This window comes from Nitrogeniibacter mangrovi (assembly GCF_010983895.1).
Lineage (GTDB): Bacteria > Pseudomonadota > Gammaproteobacteria > Burkholderiales > Rhodocyclaceae > Nitrogeniibacter > Nitrogeniibacter mangrovi.
In genome coordinates this window covers 3,952,258-3,967,934 of sequence record NZ_CP048836.1, presented here as the reverse complement: position 1 = coordinate 3,967,934, position 15,677 = coordinate 3,952,258, and the positions used below count along the sequence as shown (strand labels likewise).

Annotated in this window: 16 protein-coding genes; 4 read left to right on the top strand and 12 right to left on the bottom strand. The window is 59.9% G+C overall.

Going from position 1 to position 15,677, the window contains the following annotated elements; translation table 11 throughout:
- From G3580_RS18305 to G3580_RS18250, 12 genes are all read right to left on the bottom strand, one after another.
- Window positions 1-768 (bottom strand): hypothetical protein, encoded by a 768-nt coding sequence (locus G3580_RS18305; protein WP_173767963.1) that lies wholly within the window; start codon window positions 766-768, stop codon window positions 1-3.
- Window positions 728-2,797: a type II secretion system secretin GspD gene (gene gspD / locus G3580_RS18300; protein ID WP_173767960.1), complete on the bottom strand. Its 2,070-nt coding sequence runs from the start codon at window positions 2,795-2,797 to the stop codon at window positions 728-730. Before gspD ends, G3580_RS18305 begins: the two co-directional genes overlap by 41 nt.
- Window positions 2,798-2,823: 26 nt before the next feature.
- Entirely contained in the window at window positions 2,824-3,312 is a 489-nt protein-coding gene (locus tag G3580_RS18295; RefSeq protein ID WP_173767958.1) for a hypothetical protein, read from the bottom strand.
- Window positions 3,309-3,890: a GspMb/PilO family protein gene (locus G3580_RS18290; RefSeq protein ID WP_173767956.1), complete on the bottom strand. Its 582-nt coding sequence runs from the start codon at window positions 3,888-3,890 to the stop codon at window positions 3,309-3,311. The genes G3580_RS18295 and G3580_RS18290 overlap by 4 nt, the downstream gene beginning before the upstream one ends.
- The gene (locus tag G3580_RS18285; protein WP_173767954.1) at window positions 3,887-4,663 is read right to left on the bottom strand and encodes a hypothetical protein; all 777 of its coding nucleotides are present in this window, start codon (window positions 4,661-4,663) and stop codon (window positions 3,887-3,889) included. The genes G3580_RS18290 and G3580_RS18285 overlap by 4 nt, the downstream gene beginning before the upstream one ends.
- A 230-nt stretch (window positions 4,664-4,893) precedes the next feature.
- Window positions 4,894-5,520 (bottom strand): prepilin-type N-terminal cleavage/methylation domain-containing protein, encoded by a 627-nt coding sequence (locus G3580_RS18280; protein ID WP_228720714.1) that lies wholly within the window; start codon window positions 5,518-5,520, stop codon window positions 4,894-4,896.
- Window positions 5,517-5,900 (bottom strand): type II secretion system protein, encoded by a 384-nt coding sequence (locus G3580_RS18275; RefSeq protein ID WP_173767950.1) that lies wholly within the window; start codon window positions 5,898-5,900, stop codon window positions 5,517-5,519. Before G3580_RS18275 ends, G3580_RS18280 begins: the two co-directional genes overlap by 4 nt.
- Complete coding sequence (locus G3580_RS18270) at window positions 5,897-6,340, bottom strand: prepilin-type N-terminal cleavage/methylation domain-containing protein (RefSeq protein ID WP_173767948.1); 444 nt, start codon at window positions 6,338-6,340, stop codon at window positions 5,897-5,899. The genes G3580_RS18275 and G3580_RS18270 overlap by 4 nt, the downstream gene beginning before the upstream one ends.
- The gene (gene gspG / locus G3580_RS18265; protein ID WP_228720713.1) at window positions 6,309-6,848 is read right to left on the bottom strand and encodes a type II secretion system major pseudopilin GspG; all 540 of its coding nucleotides are present in this window, start codon (window positions 6,846-6,848) and stop codon (window positions 6,309-6,311) included. The genes G3580_RS18270 and gspG overlap by 32 nt, the downstream gene beginning before the upstream one ends.
- 11 nt (window positions 6,849-6,859) lie before the next feature.
- Complete coding sequence (locus tag G3580_RS18260; RefSeq protein WP_173767946.1) at window positions 6,860-8,080, bottom strand: type II secretion system F family protein; 1,221 nt, start codon at window positions 8,078-8,080, stop codon at window positions 6,860-6,862.
- The gene (locus G3580_RS18255) at window positions 8,065-9,786 is read right to left on the bottom strand and encodes a GspE/PulE family protein (RefSeq protein ID WP_173767944.1); all 1,722 of its coding nucleotides are present in this window, start codon (window positions 9,784-9,786) and stop codon (window positions 8,065-8,067) included. Before G3580_RS18255 ends, G3580_RS18260 begins: the two co-directional genes overlap by 16 nt.
- A gap of 185 nt (window positions 9,787-9,971) precedes the next feature.
- Window positions 9,972-10,820: a WYL domain-containing protein gene (locus tag G3580_RS18250; RefSeq protein ID WP_173767942.1), complete on the bottom strand. Its 849-nt coding sequence runs from the start codon at window positions 10,818-10,820 to the stop codon at window positions 9,972-9,974.
- A 210-nt stretch (window positions 10,821-11,030) separates the two neighbouring features.
- Here G3580_RS18250 and G3580_RS18245 point away from each other — a divergent pair, with 210 nt between their 5' ends.
- The 4 genes from G3580_RS18245 to G3580_RS18230 are packed head-to-tail and all read left to right on the top strand — an operon-like array spanning window position 11,031 to window position 15,675.
- A complete protein-coding gene (locus G3580_RS18245; protein ID WP_173767939.1) occupies window positions 11,031-12,911 on the top strand; it encodes a ThiF family adenylyltransferase in 1,881 nt (626 codons plus the stop codon).
- The gene (locus tag G3580_RS20485) at window positions 12,908-13,384 is read left to right on the top strand and encodes a Mov34/MPN/PAD-1 family protein (protein ID WP_173767937.1); all 477 of its coding nucleotides are present in this window, start codon (window positions 12,908-12,910) and stop codon (window positions 13,382-13,384) included. The genes G3580_RS18245 and G3580_RS20485 overlap by 4 nt, the downstream gene beginning before the upstream one ends.
- Before the next feature lie 46 nt (window positions 13,385-13,430).
- Complete coding sequence (locus tag G3580_RS18235) at window positions 13,431-14,870, top strand: hypothetical protein (protein WP_173767935.1); 1,440 nt, start codon at window positions 13,431-13,433, stop codon at window positions 14,868-14,870.
- Entirely contained in the window at window positions 14,857-15,675 is an 819-nt protein-coding gene (locus G3580_RS18230; RefSeq protein WP_173767933.1) for a hypothetical protein, read from the top strand. Before G3580_RS18235 ends, G3580_RS18230 begins: the two co-directional genes overlap by 14 nt.
- Window positions 15,676-15,677 lie beyond the last annotated feature (2 nt).

The following is a 15,677-nucleotide window of genomic DNA, read 5'->3' as shown; positions in this document are numbered from 1 at the left end:
TCACAGGTGTTCAAGACCAGCGCATTGCGAAGGTAGCCACAGTACTTCACGCACTAAAATCGGCAAGTCGATTCGCCCGGTTACGTAGGCTGTAAGCTCGTAAGCTTCGAAATTGTCAGGAGTTAGGACGACAATTTGAAAGGCTTGGCCGGCCACGCCCCCACTAAATTCTTCCATGACCGAATTCGGGTGCTCCGATCTTTGTCGAATGAAATGTCGGGCTGACTTGGGAGCGAATCTTGGGCCCGGCTCGGAGCGCCGGGAATGCGTTGTGGCGTTGACAGATAGGCAGAACAACTCATTTGCGTCAAGATGCGTGTCGTGCGCAAAATCCACCAAATTTCGATAGCGAGCCCCCGTGCGTCTCTTCCATTGGCGGGAGGCGTCGATCGAGATATCGGCGAGCACGGCCCGAACGAGATCGACGGCGCCGTCGTTCACGTCGACCAATCCCCTGACGTCCACGACCCGCACCTTGTAATCCTGATAAGGGGCGGGCGCTGAGACGAAAGCGGCGGATTTCTGTAACCATCCTGACCGAACACCTTCGCGGACGATATCGTAGACAACCAAATCGATGATCGAATCCATGTCTGCTTGGCGGGCAACCCGGTCGTCGACCGCTCTTGCCGTATCTATTCCTCTGTTCGAGTTGGCGACGATGATGAGCAAGAGCGTGGCCATCAAGGCCAACAGTACCAGTGTGTGAAGCAGTATCGCCCCGCGTTCATTGCTGCTTGGCTGGCGCATCGGTCGGTTTGGCTTCACGTAAGATATCCGCGGCGGCGGCAGCGCCTTGAACGAGGGATTCGAGGACGGTCTGCGTTTCAGCCTGATCGTCCATCACATGAGGCACGAGCAGGACGATCAACTCGGTCCTGCGTACTTCAGATGTGTTGTCCCTGAACGCGTTTCCAATGACCGGCAGATCCTTCAGCAGCGGAATTCCGCTCGTGCCTTTCGTGCCGCTCTCGCGGATCAGACCGCCGAGCGCAACCGTATACCCGTCTCGAGTCGCGACCGACGTTTCGAGTCGGCGGGTTTGAATTGTTGGAGAGTCGATTCCGGATGACTTGGTCACCGCGACATCGCTCACCTCCTGCGACACCGACAGGGTCACATTACCGCTGTCGCTGATTCTGGGCGTGACCTCCAGGATGACGCCGGTATCACGCATTTGAACGGTGCTGACGATCGGAGCGCCGGCCACGTCGGTGCTCACCGCTGTCTGAGTCACGATCGGCACTTGGTCGCCGACTTGCAGGGTCGCCTTCTGGTTATTGAGAACCGCAAGCTTCGGTGCGGACAGGACCCGAACGTTCGTCTTGGACTGCAGTGCGTTCAATACTAGTCGCGCGTCGGCCTTGCCTGAGTAGAGATACGAGAAGCCGGGAAACTGAGAAGCGACGGCGCCGCTTTCCGAGGTGCTGAGCGTCATCGCGTTTTCGCCCGAGTCGAAGAACCACTGAACGCCGTAACGCAGCGTGTCGTTCAGCGTCACCTCGGCAAGGAAGGCTTCGATCATCACTTGCCTTGCACGCACGTCGATACGGGACAGCGCCTCATGGATGAGATCGTATTCGTCCTTGGTGCCGTAGAAGAGGATCGAGTTATTCTCTTCGACGGCGACTAGCCCGCCAGTCGCCGGAGTCATTCCCTCGGAGCCGTTCGCTTCGGTGGCGGTGTCTGTCCTGCCCTGAGAAACGTCGTTGGCGGCCGTCCCCGTCTGTGCGCTGTCCTGCTCCCGCCCCGAAAGCACGCTTCGGAGCGAAGAGACGATGTCTTTTGCTACACCATTCTGGACCTGATAGACCCAGAGCTTGGGGTGATCTCCGGAACTGTTCGCGTCGAGTCGTTCGATCCACGTCTCGAGTGTCTTAAGATCGGTTTGCAGCCTGGAAATCCCGAGTACGGCGCGGATTCGCGGAAGTGGAACGAGTCGGGCGCGGGTGCCAATGACATTGATCGGCGGCTTGAAGATTTGCTTCAGTTCGGCGACGACATCTTCTGCGTTTGATTGACTCAGATGGTAGAGGGCAAAGTGCATGCCTTCCATCGCGTCCCTGTCGAAACTTTCGACTGCGCGCAGCACCGCGGCCCGATCCAGCCGCGTGCCGGCGACGATGAGTTGGCCGTGGCTGTCGTCGGCCGAGATCACCGTGCCCTTCGGAACCATCGCCTCGAGCAATTTTTGCATTTCCGATGCGGCGACGAACTGCAAGGGAATGATTTCGATCGCGTAGCCCGGGCGTGGTTGTGTGTAGGGTAGAAGACGTTGGGCGCCCCTGACGCGTTGGGGCGCCAGATCGAGGGGCATGATCCTCATGACGTTGCCGTCGGGAACCATGGCCAGATTGACCATGCCAAGAGCGCTTTCGAGGGCGGACAGTACCGCGTCGCGACTGATCGGCGCACCGGTTCGCAGGGTCAGTTCGCCTTGGACCGCGGGGTCGATGACATAGTCGAGTTTCAGCATGTCGCCGAGGACCGCGTCGACCACCGCCTTTACGTTGGCATGCTGAAAATTCAGCTGATAGTGCCCGGAACCGCGTGCACGGGACGGTGCATTGGTTCTGGGCGCGGATGCGTTTCGCGCCTCGGTGCCGAAGTACTCCGTCGATGGTTTGGCGCCGTTGGGCGAACCGTTGGACTCGCCGGGAAACGCGGTCGTCACTTTCGTCGGCGTGGGCTTCACCCACCAGCCGGTTCGAGTTGAAGCGTTCCCCGGTGGCTGGAGCGGTGTGCAGCCGGCGATTACAAGAGCCACCAGGATGGGGACGAGTTTGCGCGGATCCATTTGATATTCGACTTTTGTGATCGTGGTTAGCTGCCGCCGATGGCTTCGCCGTTCGGAGAGAGCGGCAGCTTGTGGGTTTCTCCATCCCGGGAGATGAGCACGTCGCGAACGCCGATCGACTCGACCTTCCAGCCGTCCATGCTGTCTCCTTGGTGCAGGACTTTGGGGGGGCGGCCACCCACCGGCGCCAGCAGCGCGTAGCGGGTCTCCTGACCATCGCTAAATGTGCCCAAGACCCGTGGTGGTGGCGATACGGCGGCAGTCGGCGCCTCTTTCTTCTTCGGTACCGTCGTAATGGCGCCTCGATGTGGGCTGAACAGCGCATGGGAAAACAGCGCGTCGCCGACCACGGACGGCGGTTGAGGTAGGTCGACGGACGTGGAGGGAGCGCCGGCGTCGGTTGTGCGGACATCTGGAACGGGCGGCGACAGAGCAAGATAGAGCCAAAGGAACCCACCCCCCCATAAAACGAGGTTTGCCAAAACCAACGAGCTCGTGAGGGAGGGGCGCGTCATTGCGCGGATCCGGCAAGCGGCGCTTTGCCCAGCGCGTCGACCTTGAGATCGAAGGATAACGTCGCGCCCTCTCGGCTATCGGGGATGTTGCCCGCTGCGACGGTACGTATGTTCATTCGTTCGATCCGTATGGCGGATGAGGAGCCCTCCAGCGATTCCAAGAATCGCAGGACGCGTACTTCGCTACCCTGTCCGCTGAGTTCGGCGGAGGCCTTCGCAAGATGGTGGGGTTGGTCGCTGGCGACCATTCTCAGGGTATTGAGCGTGACACCGTGTGCCTGGATGAGTCTTGCGATCAGGTTGCCCAAGACGGCCTCGCCGTCCGACGCGGTTCCCTCCCACATGAGCGATTCCGATACCTTGTTCCACCCTTCGCTCAGTGACGCTTCGTCGTTGGATGTCAGCGCCCGCACGCGATTCTGCGCTTGGGCCAAAGCGAATCTGGCGTCCTCCAGGGAAACCGCCGCGGTTCGATATCTGGCCATTAACGCTCCCGCCGCGCTGGCCATTGAAATGGCAAGAAGCGCGAGTACGGACACGGCGACCAGCTTTCTCAGAGCGGGGGGCAAGTGCTTCACGGTTTTGTCTCCGCCAAAAGCCGCAGGCGGGCGCGAAACTGTGGTTGTTCGCCGGGATTCGGGTTGGCCGTCACACTTTCCAGCCGGAACCCGGACAGTTCGGGCGCATGGCGCTTCATTTCGGCGATCGCTCGTCCGGGCTCGGGCGCGAAACCGCCTATCGTCAGTGCTCCATCGGCGAATTCAATCTGATCGACCCGGGCGTCGGCCGGTAGCGCGGCGGCGATTTCATTGAGCAAGGAGGTGAGGCGAAAGCGGGGAAACTCGGAGGCCACGGCGGCCAGGGTCTCCCGTTGGAGCGTCTGTCTTTCAAGTTCATCGGCGTGGGCGCCGAGTTTCAAGACGAGCCGGCGTTCGCGTTCGCGAATCTGTGCGCTCATCGAATCGGCGATCAAACTGCCGGCCAGCGTGACAACGACAAACGAGCATACGCATCCGACGAGAAGACGCGACGGCTCGAGAAGCCGTGTCGATACCCGCTTCCGTTGAGGGCGGCGAAATACCCAGCGAAACCGCTGCTTGTCGATCGGGGAGCTCCCGACCGCGCGCACCGAAAGACCGAGCCGCTCGGTCACGTGGATCGCGGTGTCCAGATCGCTGGTGCGGCATAGTGCGACTGGCACCTGAATATGCTCGGGGACGCGACTGAGCTGTGGGGCGCCCACGTCGAATTCGATCATCGAGGGGTCGAGCGGTGATTCCCTCAACAGCAGATAGCCGACGGCGGAGCGGAAATGGGGACGCGCAGAGCGAGGTAGCACCATCTGGAACACGTGTACGCATTCGTCGGGCAGGCAGACCCGAGCCGATCCGCCTGCGGCTGTGGGTGTAGTGATCGGTACGAGCTCGACACCACGTCTCTCCAGAATGACAGTGCCGTCAGGGGCCTCGATACGGGAAAACCAGTTGTCTGGAACGAGTGCTCGCCACTCGTCGACGCACGCACGCCAAAACCCGACCATGTGCTCGACAGATCGATCCCAGGCGATCCATACGGTATCCACTACCCGCGGCATGACAGGCTCACCGAGTCGATGACGCAGTCGAACGGGACACGAACTCGTGGACGCACCGAGATATTTAGGGTGGGGCCGTCTCGAGAATGCGCGACGATGCGGACCAACTCGGGCAGGCGTGCTTCATCCGGCGACCAAGACGGCGTGAATCTGCCTTCTGCGTCCGCGTACGAGAATTTCACGTCCCGAAGATTTTCTGCGATCGGCCATCGGGCCGGCTTGCCGATCGGTTGTCCGTGATTGTTCGAGATCGACAGAAGCAAGCGAAATCCGCCGTTGTCATCGGATTCGGAAAAGAGCTTCACACGTACGCGCCCAAGTTCCATCGCGGATTGTGGCGGAATGGCGCGAAACTCGACCGAAGAGGAAGAGCCTTGTAGCCCGTCGGCGACACCGCGTTTCGATCGCGGTACCGCACTTGCCAGCAAACGCGGCAATACGGTGGCCGCCAGGCGAACTTGTTCCAGCTGCCCATCGAGTTCGTTGGAGCGAATCCAACCGTCACGAATCTGGACCACGAGCTGCGTGGATAGCGCCAGAAGCATCGATCCGACGGCGATCGCGAGGAGTACCTCGATCAACGTGAAACCGTGTTCCCTCGCCTCACCATTCATTCGGCGGCCCTACCGAGGCGGATGGCGTCGAGCTGAAAGGCGCGAGTCGAATCGGGCTGTCCGACCACGAAGCGACCTTGCTCGACAGCCAGATGCATGATCGGCCGAGTTCTGGACGATTCGGTCAAGCGAGACGTCCGGATCTCGATAGGGCTCGATGCTTCCGAGGGTTCGCGTTTGGCGGCTTGAAGCGATCCCGTTCGCCATTCTTCCACGGCCGACTGAGCGGTCAGCGCCAAACGGGCGTGGTCGATCAGGTCCGACTGCCTCAGGAGAAGCTCTCCCGTCCAGGCGATCGCGATGCCCAAGGCGCTCGCTCCGATCGCAAGAGCGACGAGGACTTCAAGCAGTGTGAAGCCTTTCTGCATTCGCTTGATCATGGGGCGCTCGCTTCCCGAGGTAGTACGTGGATCGCTCCGGTCAGCCAGTCGACGAGTACGATTGTGTCGGGATGTCCAAAGCCGAAGCGGATGAAGCCGCCGGAAGTCGATCCATCCGGATAGAAGGAAAACCGCTTCGAGCCGGCTCCAAATTGCGGAAAGCACTCGATCGTCAAATCCGCCGTTCTGGCGCCCGCGGTCTCGATCTTGGCTGGCAGCACGGAACAATCGACAGTTGCGACGGTACCCCGTTTCACGCTGGTGCTTCGCGCGCTGGACAATTCGGCGATCAAGGCACGCTCGACCCTCCGTTCCGGAGGGGGCAGCAGGTTCGCGCCTAGACCCACCCATGCGAGCAATCCGAGCAGCGCGACAACGACCAGCAACTCGAGCAGCGTCGTGCCCCGTTCAGTTGGATTTGACGACGCCAATGTCGGCATCCTCCCCTTCGCCGCCGTCGCGATTGTCGGCCCCCAGGGTATAGATGTCGAAAGCTCCGCTCTTGCCGGGAATGGCGTAGTGATACGGATTGCCCCAAGGGTCGAGGAGATGCTCTGGCTTTCGGACGTAGGGGCCACGCCACTGGCGGAGGTTCGCCGGTCGATGCGCCAACACGTCCAGCCCTTGCTCCAGGGTGGGATAACCTCCGGTATCGAGCTTGTAGTAGTTGACGGCCGTCGCCAAGGTATCGATCTGCAGGCGGGCGGTATCGGATTTCGCTCCCGAGAACATGTTCATGACCTGGGGCGTGACGACCGCGGCCAGCATGCCCATCACGACGATCACAACCAGTAGTTCGAGGAGTGTGAACCCCGCTTCGGAGGGGCGGGCGCTCATCGGCATCGGAAGGCGATTCGGGGTGAGAATGACGATGTCCGGCCGGAGGGCTTGCCCGCGACGAAAGCGCGTTTGGTGTCGTGGATGGAAGGTGTGGCTTGCAGTGAACATGGTGGCCGGGTTCAATGGGCTGCCAGTTGGTTGACGCTGACGATCCCGAGCATGACGCCAGCCACGGTGATGCCCACGAGCGCCCCCATGACAATGATCGCCGCCGGATTGAGAAACGCGACGAATCGTGCAAGGGCCCGCTCGCCGCTGGTTTCGAGTAGCTCGGCCGCCCGCAGAACCATGGGGCCGAGCGAACCGCCTTGTTCGCCGACTTCGAGAAACGCCAAGGTTTCGTCGTCCAGCCGCGTGAAGCGCTGCAAGGCAGAACTCACCGACATACCTTCGCGAACCGCGCTCGCCGCATTGCGATAATCCGTCGCGAGCGCGGGATGGGGGGCGATCCTCGCGGCGGCGTTCAACGCCGATGACGCTTCGACGCCACCGATCACCATGTTCCCGAAGGCCGAGAGAACCCGCGCATCCTGGGTCGCCATCAACGCGGAAAAAACGGGGAATCGCAGCATGAACCGGATCAGCCTGGACAAGTTGAATACGCCGGACATCATACCCCATATGAGTATGACGAATGCTGCCGCGCATCCGATCAGTGTGGCTTCGTGTCTTAGTGCCACATCCGATGCCGCCAGGACGAAGCGGGTCACTACGGGGAGCCGTTGCTCGTCGCCGCGGAACACGGACGCGATCTCCGGAATCACACCGATCAGGATGAACGTCAGCACAAGGACGAGCACAGAAAGGATGGCGGCGGGATAGACCAAGGCGCCGATGGTGTTGCGGCGAATCTCGATTTGCTTTCCGAGAGTCGTCGCGATTTCGCCGAAAGTGGCTCCCAAGCGCCCGTTGCGCTCTCCGGCCCGTACGGACTCGCATACGAAATCGGGCGTGCCTTCACTTCGGAGCGCCTCCGACAAGGGCGCTCCCCCACGAATCTGACGGAGCAACGAGCGCACGAGTCGCGTTCGCGATCTTGGCCCTTTCCTGGACGCGCAGGACAAGGCGCTGTCAATGGGAAGCCCCGACAAGAGGAGTTCGTGGAGGTGTTCTGCAAGGCCTGCCATCTCGGTCATCGGAATTGGGCGGTTCGAACCGATGGGCTTGTTGAGCTTTCCCCAGAGATCGTTCCGCTCGGCTTCGATGCGAAGTGGAACGTAGCCGCCCTCGATCAGCTCAAGGGCCAAGGCTTGCTCGGCGGGGGCTACCCGGGAAAAACGTTCCGGTGTTCCATCGGGGGTGAGTGCGAACACGGAGTAGCGTTTCATGACGTCGGACATGGAACGACCTTGAGCAACTCGGCAAACGTCGTCTCTCCCGACAGGACTCGATCGACGCCGTGTTCCCACAGCCCGTTGGCACGATTGGCGTGCTGACGCTCGAACCGGGCTTCTCCCTCCCATTGACGAATCAATTCCCGTTCCGGGTCGCCGATGTTCAGTGCTTCGAACAATGGCACGCGCCCGGCGAAGCCTTTGCCGGAACATTCGAGGCAACCGGTAGGATCGTAGAGCGTTTGCGTGTTGGACCCTCCTCCGAGACCCGCGCTCTTGAACCAAGCTTGTTCCTGAACCGTGGCGGGCCGTGGGTGACGACAATGGACGCAAAGGCGCCTCACCAGACGTTGCGCCGATGTCAGCGACAGCGTCGACGCCAACAGGAAACTCTCCACCCCGAGATCGAGTAACCGAGTGATCGCGCCGGCGGCGGTGTTCGTGTGTAGCGTTGCCAGTACCAGGTGTCCCGTGAGGGCGGCACGGATGGCGATATCGGCCGTTTCGCCGTCGCGAATTTCGCCGATCATGATGACGTCCGGATCGTTCCGGAGCATCGAACGAAGCGCGATCGGATACGTCAAGCCGATGTCTTGGCGTACCTGCTGCTGGACGACGCCAGGCAGCGTGTATTCCACGGGATCTTCGACGGTAATGACCTTGAGTTCCGGACGCAGAATGTGTTTCAGGGCGGCATATAGCGTCGTTGTCTTACCGCTTCCGGTGGGGCCCGTGATCAGAATGATGCCGTGTGGACGCGAGAGGGCTGAGGTCAGTGCACTCAAACCGGGCTGCGAGAGTCCGGCGTGGTTCAGATCCAGTCCCAACGCGTTCCTGCCAAGAATCCGAAGAACGATCGATTCGCCGTTCAAGCTTGGGAAGCTCGCCACCCTCAGGTCGACCGCCTGGCCTCGAACGACAAATCTCATCCGCCCGTCCTGAGGAAGGCGCCGCTCCGCGATGTCGAGTTGCGAGAGCAACTTGATTCGTGACGCCACCGCATCCATCCACCGACCTGAGAGTGTTTCAACGGATTTGAGCTCTCCGTCGACGCGGTAGCGCACGCTCATGCCCGAATCCCTCGGTTCGAGATGAATGTCGGAGGCTCCGCCGTCGACCGCAGAGGTGATCAGGCGATTGACCAGCTGAATGACAGGCGCGTCGGAAGACTGATCCGAGAGCACGACCAGATCATCTTGAGTCTGTTGCGACTTGCCTCCTCCGTCCTCATGAGAGGAATCGTTCTGCTTTGGTGCGTGTTCGGCATGAAAGTCCGCGATCTCCGACTCGAGTGCGGCGAATGCCTTCACGGACCGACGCACCGCGAACTCGATCCCGGAACGGGTGGTGGCGTCCAATGGATTGGCCATCGCAACCTCGATCGACCCCTCCCGAATCGAGATCGGAACGACGTGTCTGGCCTCCAGATACGTTTGATTGAGATCGTCGATTTCGAGCGGTAGCGCGGGGAAATCCGCACGTCGCAGGAGTGGTTCGCCGACCGCGTTGGCCATTGCCTCCGCGACTTCCAGTTCCGATAACAGCCCCAGCTTCACCGATACGGAGGAAGGAGGGAGGCTACTGTGTAGGGCCGCCGCCCGGATCCGTTCGAGTGATTCCGGGGAAAGGCGCGCGGTGCCGACAAACGCGTCGAAGGCTAGAGCGAATATGTCCTCGTCTTGTTCGACGTTCGCGGTGTAGTGGTCGTCCACAGGAACGATCCTGTGTTATGGAAATGGCGTTCGATTATGCCATTAGAGATTTCGTGCTGAAAGGTTGATAAGCGATCAAGCTGTCTAGCTGCTCTACGAAGATTTACGCCGCATCTGGCTTCGAACATGACGGACGTGTGAGCTTGTCCCTGAACCTCTGAGACTGTCCGTTTTTGGGTGCTCAGTCATGCCTCAAAGGCCCAAGGCCGCACTCCGGACTTTAAGAGCTCATGTTTGTTATCCAGGAAGAGTTGTTCTGCCTTCGGATTGCCTAGTGCTCCATCAGTGAAGTCGATGTGCCAATGCCGAAGGAAATATCCAACCAGGCAGGCTTTCAAGGTCACGTATTTGGCGTCATCCGCGATGTCGTAGTCCAGCCGGATTGTCGCCGGATGGTCCGCTTTTGGGTGCGGAATGAGTCTCAGCCGAACTTCCGTATTCCATTCCTCGTCGCCGTCCAGACTCACGTTTGAAAGATCGCCCGGTTCGACGGTCTGGAACCGTGTCAGGTTGTAGTCGCGGAACTCGCCGCGCTCGTGATCGAAACACCGGATGTGCCAGCGCAGCCCATCATTCACAAGCGCCAGAGGAGACAACATCCGTTCTTTGGACCCACTGGAAAGGGACCAGTACTGCGCGATCATCTTGCGCCTTTGGTACATGCATCTGGTGATGGTTGCCACGAGCGGCAACGGCATCTTTCGCCGAATACTGCAGTTCACCCAGCTCGACAGGCGCTTCGCGTGTTCGGTGTCCATCGCGATCGCACGCTCACCCGCCAGGGAATACAGACACTGATCGACGTCGTGCTCAAAGATCGGCTTGCCTTCGGCTAGGACATAGCACTTCTGTCGCAGGTCATAGCGCAACATCCCAGGCGCCAAGTCAGCATACAAGGAGATGTCCTTCGTCGCGGCGGGCTCGCTGATGCCGAAGCGCGAGACGATGTCTTTCCGGCTCACCTGACCGGCGAAAAGAGCCAGAAACTCTATATAAAACAGCCGCTCTCTCTGAATGTCTCGGTGGGGACTCATCGCATAACTTCTTCTGAAGATGCGTCATTGTACCGGATGGGTTGATAAAATGCGCCGTAATAAAATATAGAACGTAATAAAAAGTAGTTGTATTCTTCGGCTTCCCGCGTATAGTGAGATCCTGAGCGGCCGACGCCAATACGCGCCAGCCATCACTTCAACCCGACTGGGATCCTATGAGACTAGGTTCCCTTTCAAGAGGACTTAGCTATGAGTCAGCACGACAAACCTGAACATCCTTCCAAGCCCGAGCACCCAAACGTTCCGCCCGGCCCGCCGAGCAATCGCCCGAACCCCGGGCACGGAGCACCCAAGCCCCCGGGCACCGGCCGGTGGGCTGACATGGAGGCATGGTGGAATAGATATCCCCAGGCGCTGAACGCCGAAGAAGCGGCGCTCAGCGCTTTGGGGTTTCCGTGGTCGAAAGATGAAGCCGAGTGGGCGAAGGGCCGCCTCGTCATTCGCGTAGCGGTCCCATACAAGGACACGTCGCTCAATCTGACTGCGCAATACCCCGACACCTACCCGTACTTTCCGCCTCAAGTGTCTCTAGATGGACCGACCTACCAGCGCCACCAGCACCCGCTTGGTAACAATCTCTGCTTGTTGGCTAGGGAGGGTGAAGGCTGGCAACCATGCAAGGACACGCTCGCCGTGCTCATCCAAGAGCAGCTTCCGATTCTGCAGGCAGTTGTCGCCGATGGTGCCGATCCTGGTTTCGTCGCAGACAACGAGGATCACACTGGAGAGCCCTTCTCATCGTACTTACCGTATCCGCCGAACTGCGTGATCGTCGTGCCTGACGAGACACCTCCGCTCGAGTGCCCTGTCGGGCGGCTCACGCTCCAAGTGCGCCCCACGCGGGCGGGCTCCGCCGATGCGCTATTTATCAACGGTGCGCTGAGAGTAATCTCGGATATGCGGCGGAAATCACTGGTCGAGTTTTCGACGACTGCGCCCGCTTTCACCGAAGCGCTTTCGGGTTTCTGGATGCGTCTGCCGAAGCGGCCTAACCCGGAAGATGGCTTGAACTTAGAGGAGTACTTCTTTGAGCTCATGCTGTCAGAGGTGCCGGAGTTCAAAAAGGCGCTTGAAACGGCGAGGCGTGGCGAGATATTGATCGCCGGTTTCGTATTTCCAGATGAAAAGTCATGGCGCAGGAACTCGGACGACTGGGTGTTCCTTGCCGTGCAGATTCAGCGGGAGTCAAAACGCTCACGACCAGCCGTCATTCGCAGGCTGTTCATCCGAACGGATTGGGGCGGAGTGGGGGCTTGGATGCAACGCGCTCCGGCTCTTCAGTCACTCCGCACTAAGTCGGCTTTGGTGGTCGGGCTTGGCAGCTTGGGCTCGCCGCTCGTCCTACATCTGGCCCGCGCCGGCATCGAGCATCTATACCTTGTGGATCATGATCATCTCCAGGTCGGCAATTCGATCCGGTGGGCTCTCGGTTGGCAGTATGCTGGGCTTCACAAGGTGACAGCGTTGGCGACGCACCTCTCGAATGAATATCCCTATACCAATGTCGAAATTTGGCCACTGCGGCTCGGAGCACCCACGGAGCCGAATGACACTTTCTTTTCCGACTACGATCTCATCCGCACTCTCAGCGACAGATCAGACCTCATCATTGATGCTTCGGCGAGCCACTTGGTTAGTCATTTTGTCGCCGACCTTGCACGGGAGCTCAGCAAGCCATACCTGTGGTTGACGACAACTCACGGTGCTGCCGGAGGCGTGGTTGGAAGGATCATTCCAGGACGGACCCTCGGTTGCTGGCACTGTTTTCAGCGAAGCTTGGCTGACAGATCGATACGTCTTCCTGCAGATGTTGGTTCAGGGGAGATTCAGCCGGGTGGTTGCTCGCAGCCGACCTTCATCGGCGCTGGCATTGACAGCGACGAGGTGGCGCTGCTGGCTAGCCGTCTTGCCGTAGCGACCCTCAGTCGTGGCGAACCGGCAGGTTACCCCGACTTCGGATGGGATGTTGCGGTCGGTGATTTCTCACGCAACGGCCTCTCAATCGTTCCCGAGTGGACGACTTACGATCTGTCGGCTCACGTGGAGTGTCCGGCATGTAACGCAGGATGAGCCTCGTATGGATCAGTGAGTCGGTTATGCGGGAGCTCTGCACGGAGGCTGATCGCGCCTATCCGTTGGAAACGGGTGGAGTTCTCGCGGGTTACGTCGCCGACAACGGCGAGCCAGTCGTGCGCGCCGTCGTCGGCCCCGGCCCTGAGGCGGTCCATAACCGTCATAGGTTCACTCCCGATCACGCTTGGCAGTGCCGCCAGTTGGACATTCTGTTTTCCGAGTCCTCGGGCGCTTCCACCTACGTTGGGGACTGGCACACGCATCCTGATGGCCTTCCGCAGATGAGTTGGCTTGATCGTCGAACTCTGCGGAGCATCGCAAGGCATCGCGACGCTGGCGTCGCTCGACCTCTGATGCTAATCGGTGGCGGATCTATTGGCGAATGGGACTGGGTAGGCCATCGGTATCGAGGAGCGCGTCTGTTCGGACTGCTTTCAGAGAGCGACGAGGTTGAGACGCGAACGTTTTAGCAAGCGCTTCTGTGACCGTTGTTCGTGCCGAAATGGGTAAAATCGGATGGCATACACGAGGTTTGTTCTGGAGGCAGTCATCAGCACCAGCGAGATCCCGGCACAAGTACAACTTATAGCGGCCGTCTCTCGCCTGCTTGATTTGCACCAATCCAGAAGCGGTGGCGAGTCGGTGAGCGTGCCCGAAACGCCTGAATCCGCAGGGCGGAACCTGTTCGTTGCGCTTTCTCTGCTGGACGTACTGAGGCAATTCGAGTTGGATCAAGGCCGCGCCCTTGTGTCGGTCCGCGCTCTGGCGCGCGAGGCAAAAGAGCTTGTACCCGACATTACCTATGAAGAGGTCCTGTTTTGCGTCGCTTCGCTTTCCACCCCGCGAGAGATTCGGTACGGCATCAGAGATGATGACTCAATCTCGTATGGACGTACGAGCGAAGCAACGCCGCTATTAACCTATGACAGGGGGCTTGGCCAGGTCGCGTTGAACGACAACGCAGGCCTGTTCTTGCGGGTCAGTGATCTGAAAGAGAGCTGGCTCTACAGCGATTTGGACGCGCAGCGACTGGTGAAGGCGATCGAGCGTGGCCGGTTCGAGGACATCCCTCGGTTTTGCCGAGAAATGGTGGCGGACCTTGCTGCCAAGGCGCGCCAGATGGTCGACGTCACCGAGAGAGTCACCTTGGCGGATCTGCGCGGCGCGTTGATTGCGGACGGCGATGTCATCAGCGCGACCTTGAGTGAAGCCGTCGAGCTTGTGAACAAGGCCCTCCAACTGCTGTTTTCCCCGGCCGTCCAGGATGCGTTCGATCTTTGGAAGGCAACCCACCCGGTTGAGTTCGAGATCGGCAACCTCCAGTCGGAACTGGAAATTGTGCTTCAAAGCACCGAACACATGGCCAGGCGCTTCGTGCAGTTTATCGACGACGCCCAGCGCATCCAGACGCTACGCGCCCCTTCCTTGCGCTTTCTCGACCTCGTCCGGTCGTTGAACCAACAGGGCGATGATTTCGTTGACCAGCTGCGGGCGGCCGCTCCCGATTTGATGCCCTGGAAGGGTTCCTTCGATTTCTTCAGCCCGGATGCATTTGTGGGTGAAGTGGATCTCACAAGGATGCTCGCTCAGATGAATGCGCCGGTGGCAGAGCCCGTATTCGCGGAGGCAGGGGAGGAAGTTCAGGAAGACGAGCCACTGCACGCCTTCGTCGAGCGCAACCGGGATCGAATCATCAGTGCTCTTCGGAAGGGGCCGCTATCGTTTGAAGACCTGCTGCAGCTCGACGGCATGGAGTTCAGCCCCGATGGCGCGGCCGCCTCTCTGGTCGGTGTTTATTCCTATCCTGAGATTTTGTGCGCCGACGGCGCCGAGATCCGGGTCGTCCATGAAGACACGTTGATCGCGCACGACCAAGGCGGCCGAGTACTGATCACCAGCAATCCCATCTTCACGATCGAGAACGAGTCACAGGAAGAGTCACATGAGCCCATCTGATCAAGGCTTCGTGCACGGCATGTTGCTTCGGTACCGGGAAATTGCGACGCAACCTCTCGGGCGCTCACAGCGCCCTGAGGAGAGTCGCGCCGCAAAAATCCTCGCCGACTGCTCGCCGGGCATGCTGGACGAGTTCGATCAATTTCTTGAAGGGCAGGGCCTTGGTCTCAGAGTCCTTGACGGGCTTGCGGACCTCGCCATCCCTCGGCAAAGCGGGGTGATCAACACCTTCTACGTCTTGACCCGGCGTGTCGGCGAGGACCCGCCACCGTTCGTGGATACGCGTGCCTTTCTCACCGATTTTCGCGACAGGAGGCGTGAGACAGGGGAGGAAGAATCAGTCGAGATGAACAAGGCGCTGTCCGTATTTTGGGGCGCCCGGGTTTGGCTCACGATGAACCACTTTTTCTATGACCGGATCGATCGCCCCGTCGGCAACCTCTACAGCTGGCGCGATGCGCTCTTTAAGGAAGCTCATCTCATCTCCCAGCTCAAGGAAGATCTCGAAGCCATGGGTAACAGCGGCCGACCTGAGGGGGAGAGTGGCCTGCTGTGGGACGCCTACTGGGAGAACAGGGCAGGGGTGGCCACCTTCGTGACTCGATTCGTGCGGCTCATGCACCAGTACGGCATGCTCGAGCGCACAGAAGAAGACGACGTCTGGCGACAGTCCCTGGTGGCGGCCGTGGACATGGAGACCATTGCGAACCGGACGTTGAGCTACCTCATGCCGTCGCAGAAGAAGGGTGCCGTTCGAGAAGCAGAAGCTTTGGTAACGGGCTACGACCTTGGTGAGGAGGACTGATC

What these genes read in the sequence shown, in the direction of transcription:
- G3580_RS18280 (WP_228720714.1), bottom strand. Translation starts at nt 5,520, where the DNA reads ATGAATGGTGAGGCGAGGGAACACGGTTTCACGTTGATCGAGGTACTC.
- G3580_RS18235 (WP_173767935.1), top strand. Translation starts at nt 13,431, where the DNA reads ATGGCATACACGAGGTTTGTTCTGGAGGCAGTCATCAGCACCAGCGAG.
- G3580_RS18275 (WP_173767950.1), bottom strand. Translation starts at nt 5,900, where the DNA reads ATGATCAAGCGAATGCAGAAAGGCTTCACACTGCTTGAAGTCCTCGTC.
- G3580_RS18250 (WP_173767942.1), bottom strand. Translation starts at nt 10,820, where the DNA reads ATGAGTCCCCACCGAGACATTCAGAGAGAGCGGCTGTTTTATATAGAG.
- G3580_RS18230 (WP_173767933.1), top strand. Translation starts at nt 14,857, where the DNA reads ATGAGCCCATCTGATCAAGGCTTCGTGCACGGCATGTTGCTTCGGTAC.
- G3580_RS18245 (WP_173767939.1), top strand. Translation starts at nt 11,031, where the DNA reads ATGAGTCAGCACGACAAACCTGAACATCCTTCCAAGCCCGAGCACCCA.
- G3580_RS18270 (WP_173767948.1), bottom strand. Translation starts at nt 6,340, where the DNA reads ATGCCGACATTGGCGTCGTCAAATCCAACTGAACGGGGCACGACGCTG.
- G3580_RS18260 (WP_173767946.1), bottom strand. Translation starts at nt 8,080, where the DNA reads ATGTCCGACGTCATGAAACGCTACTCCGTGTTCGCACTCACCCCCGAT.
- gspG (WP_228720713.1), bottom strand. Translation starts at nt 6,848, where the DNA reads ATGTTCACTGCAAGCCACACCTTCCATCCACGACACCAAACGCGCTTT.
- gspD (WP_173767960.1), bottom strand. Translation starts at nt 2,797, where the DNA reads ATGGATCCGCGCAAACTCGTCCCCATCCTGGTGGCTCTTGTAATCGCC.
- G3580_RS20485 (WP_173767937.1), top strand. Translation starts at nt 12,908, where the DNA reads ATGAGCCTCGTATGGATCAGTGAGTCGGTTATGCGGGAGCTCTGCACG.
- G3580_RS18295 (WP_173767958.1), bottom strand. Translation starts at nt 3,312, where the DNA reads ATGACGCGCCCCTCCCTCACGAGCTCGTTGGTTTTGGCAAACCTCGTT.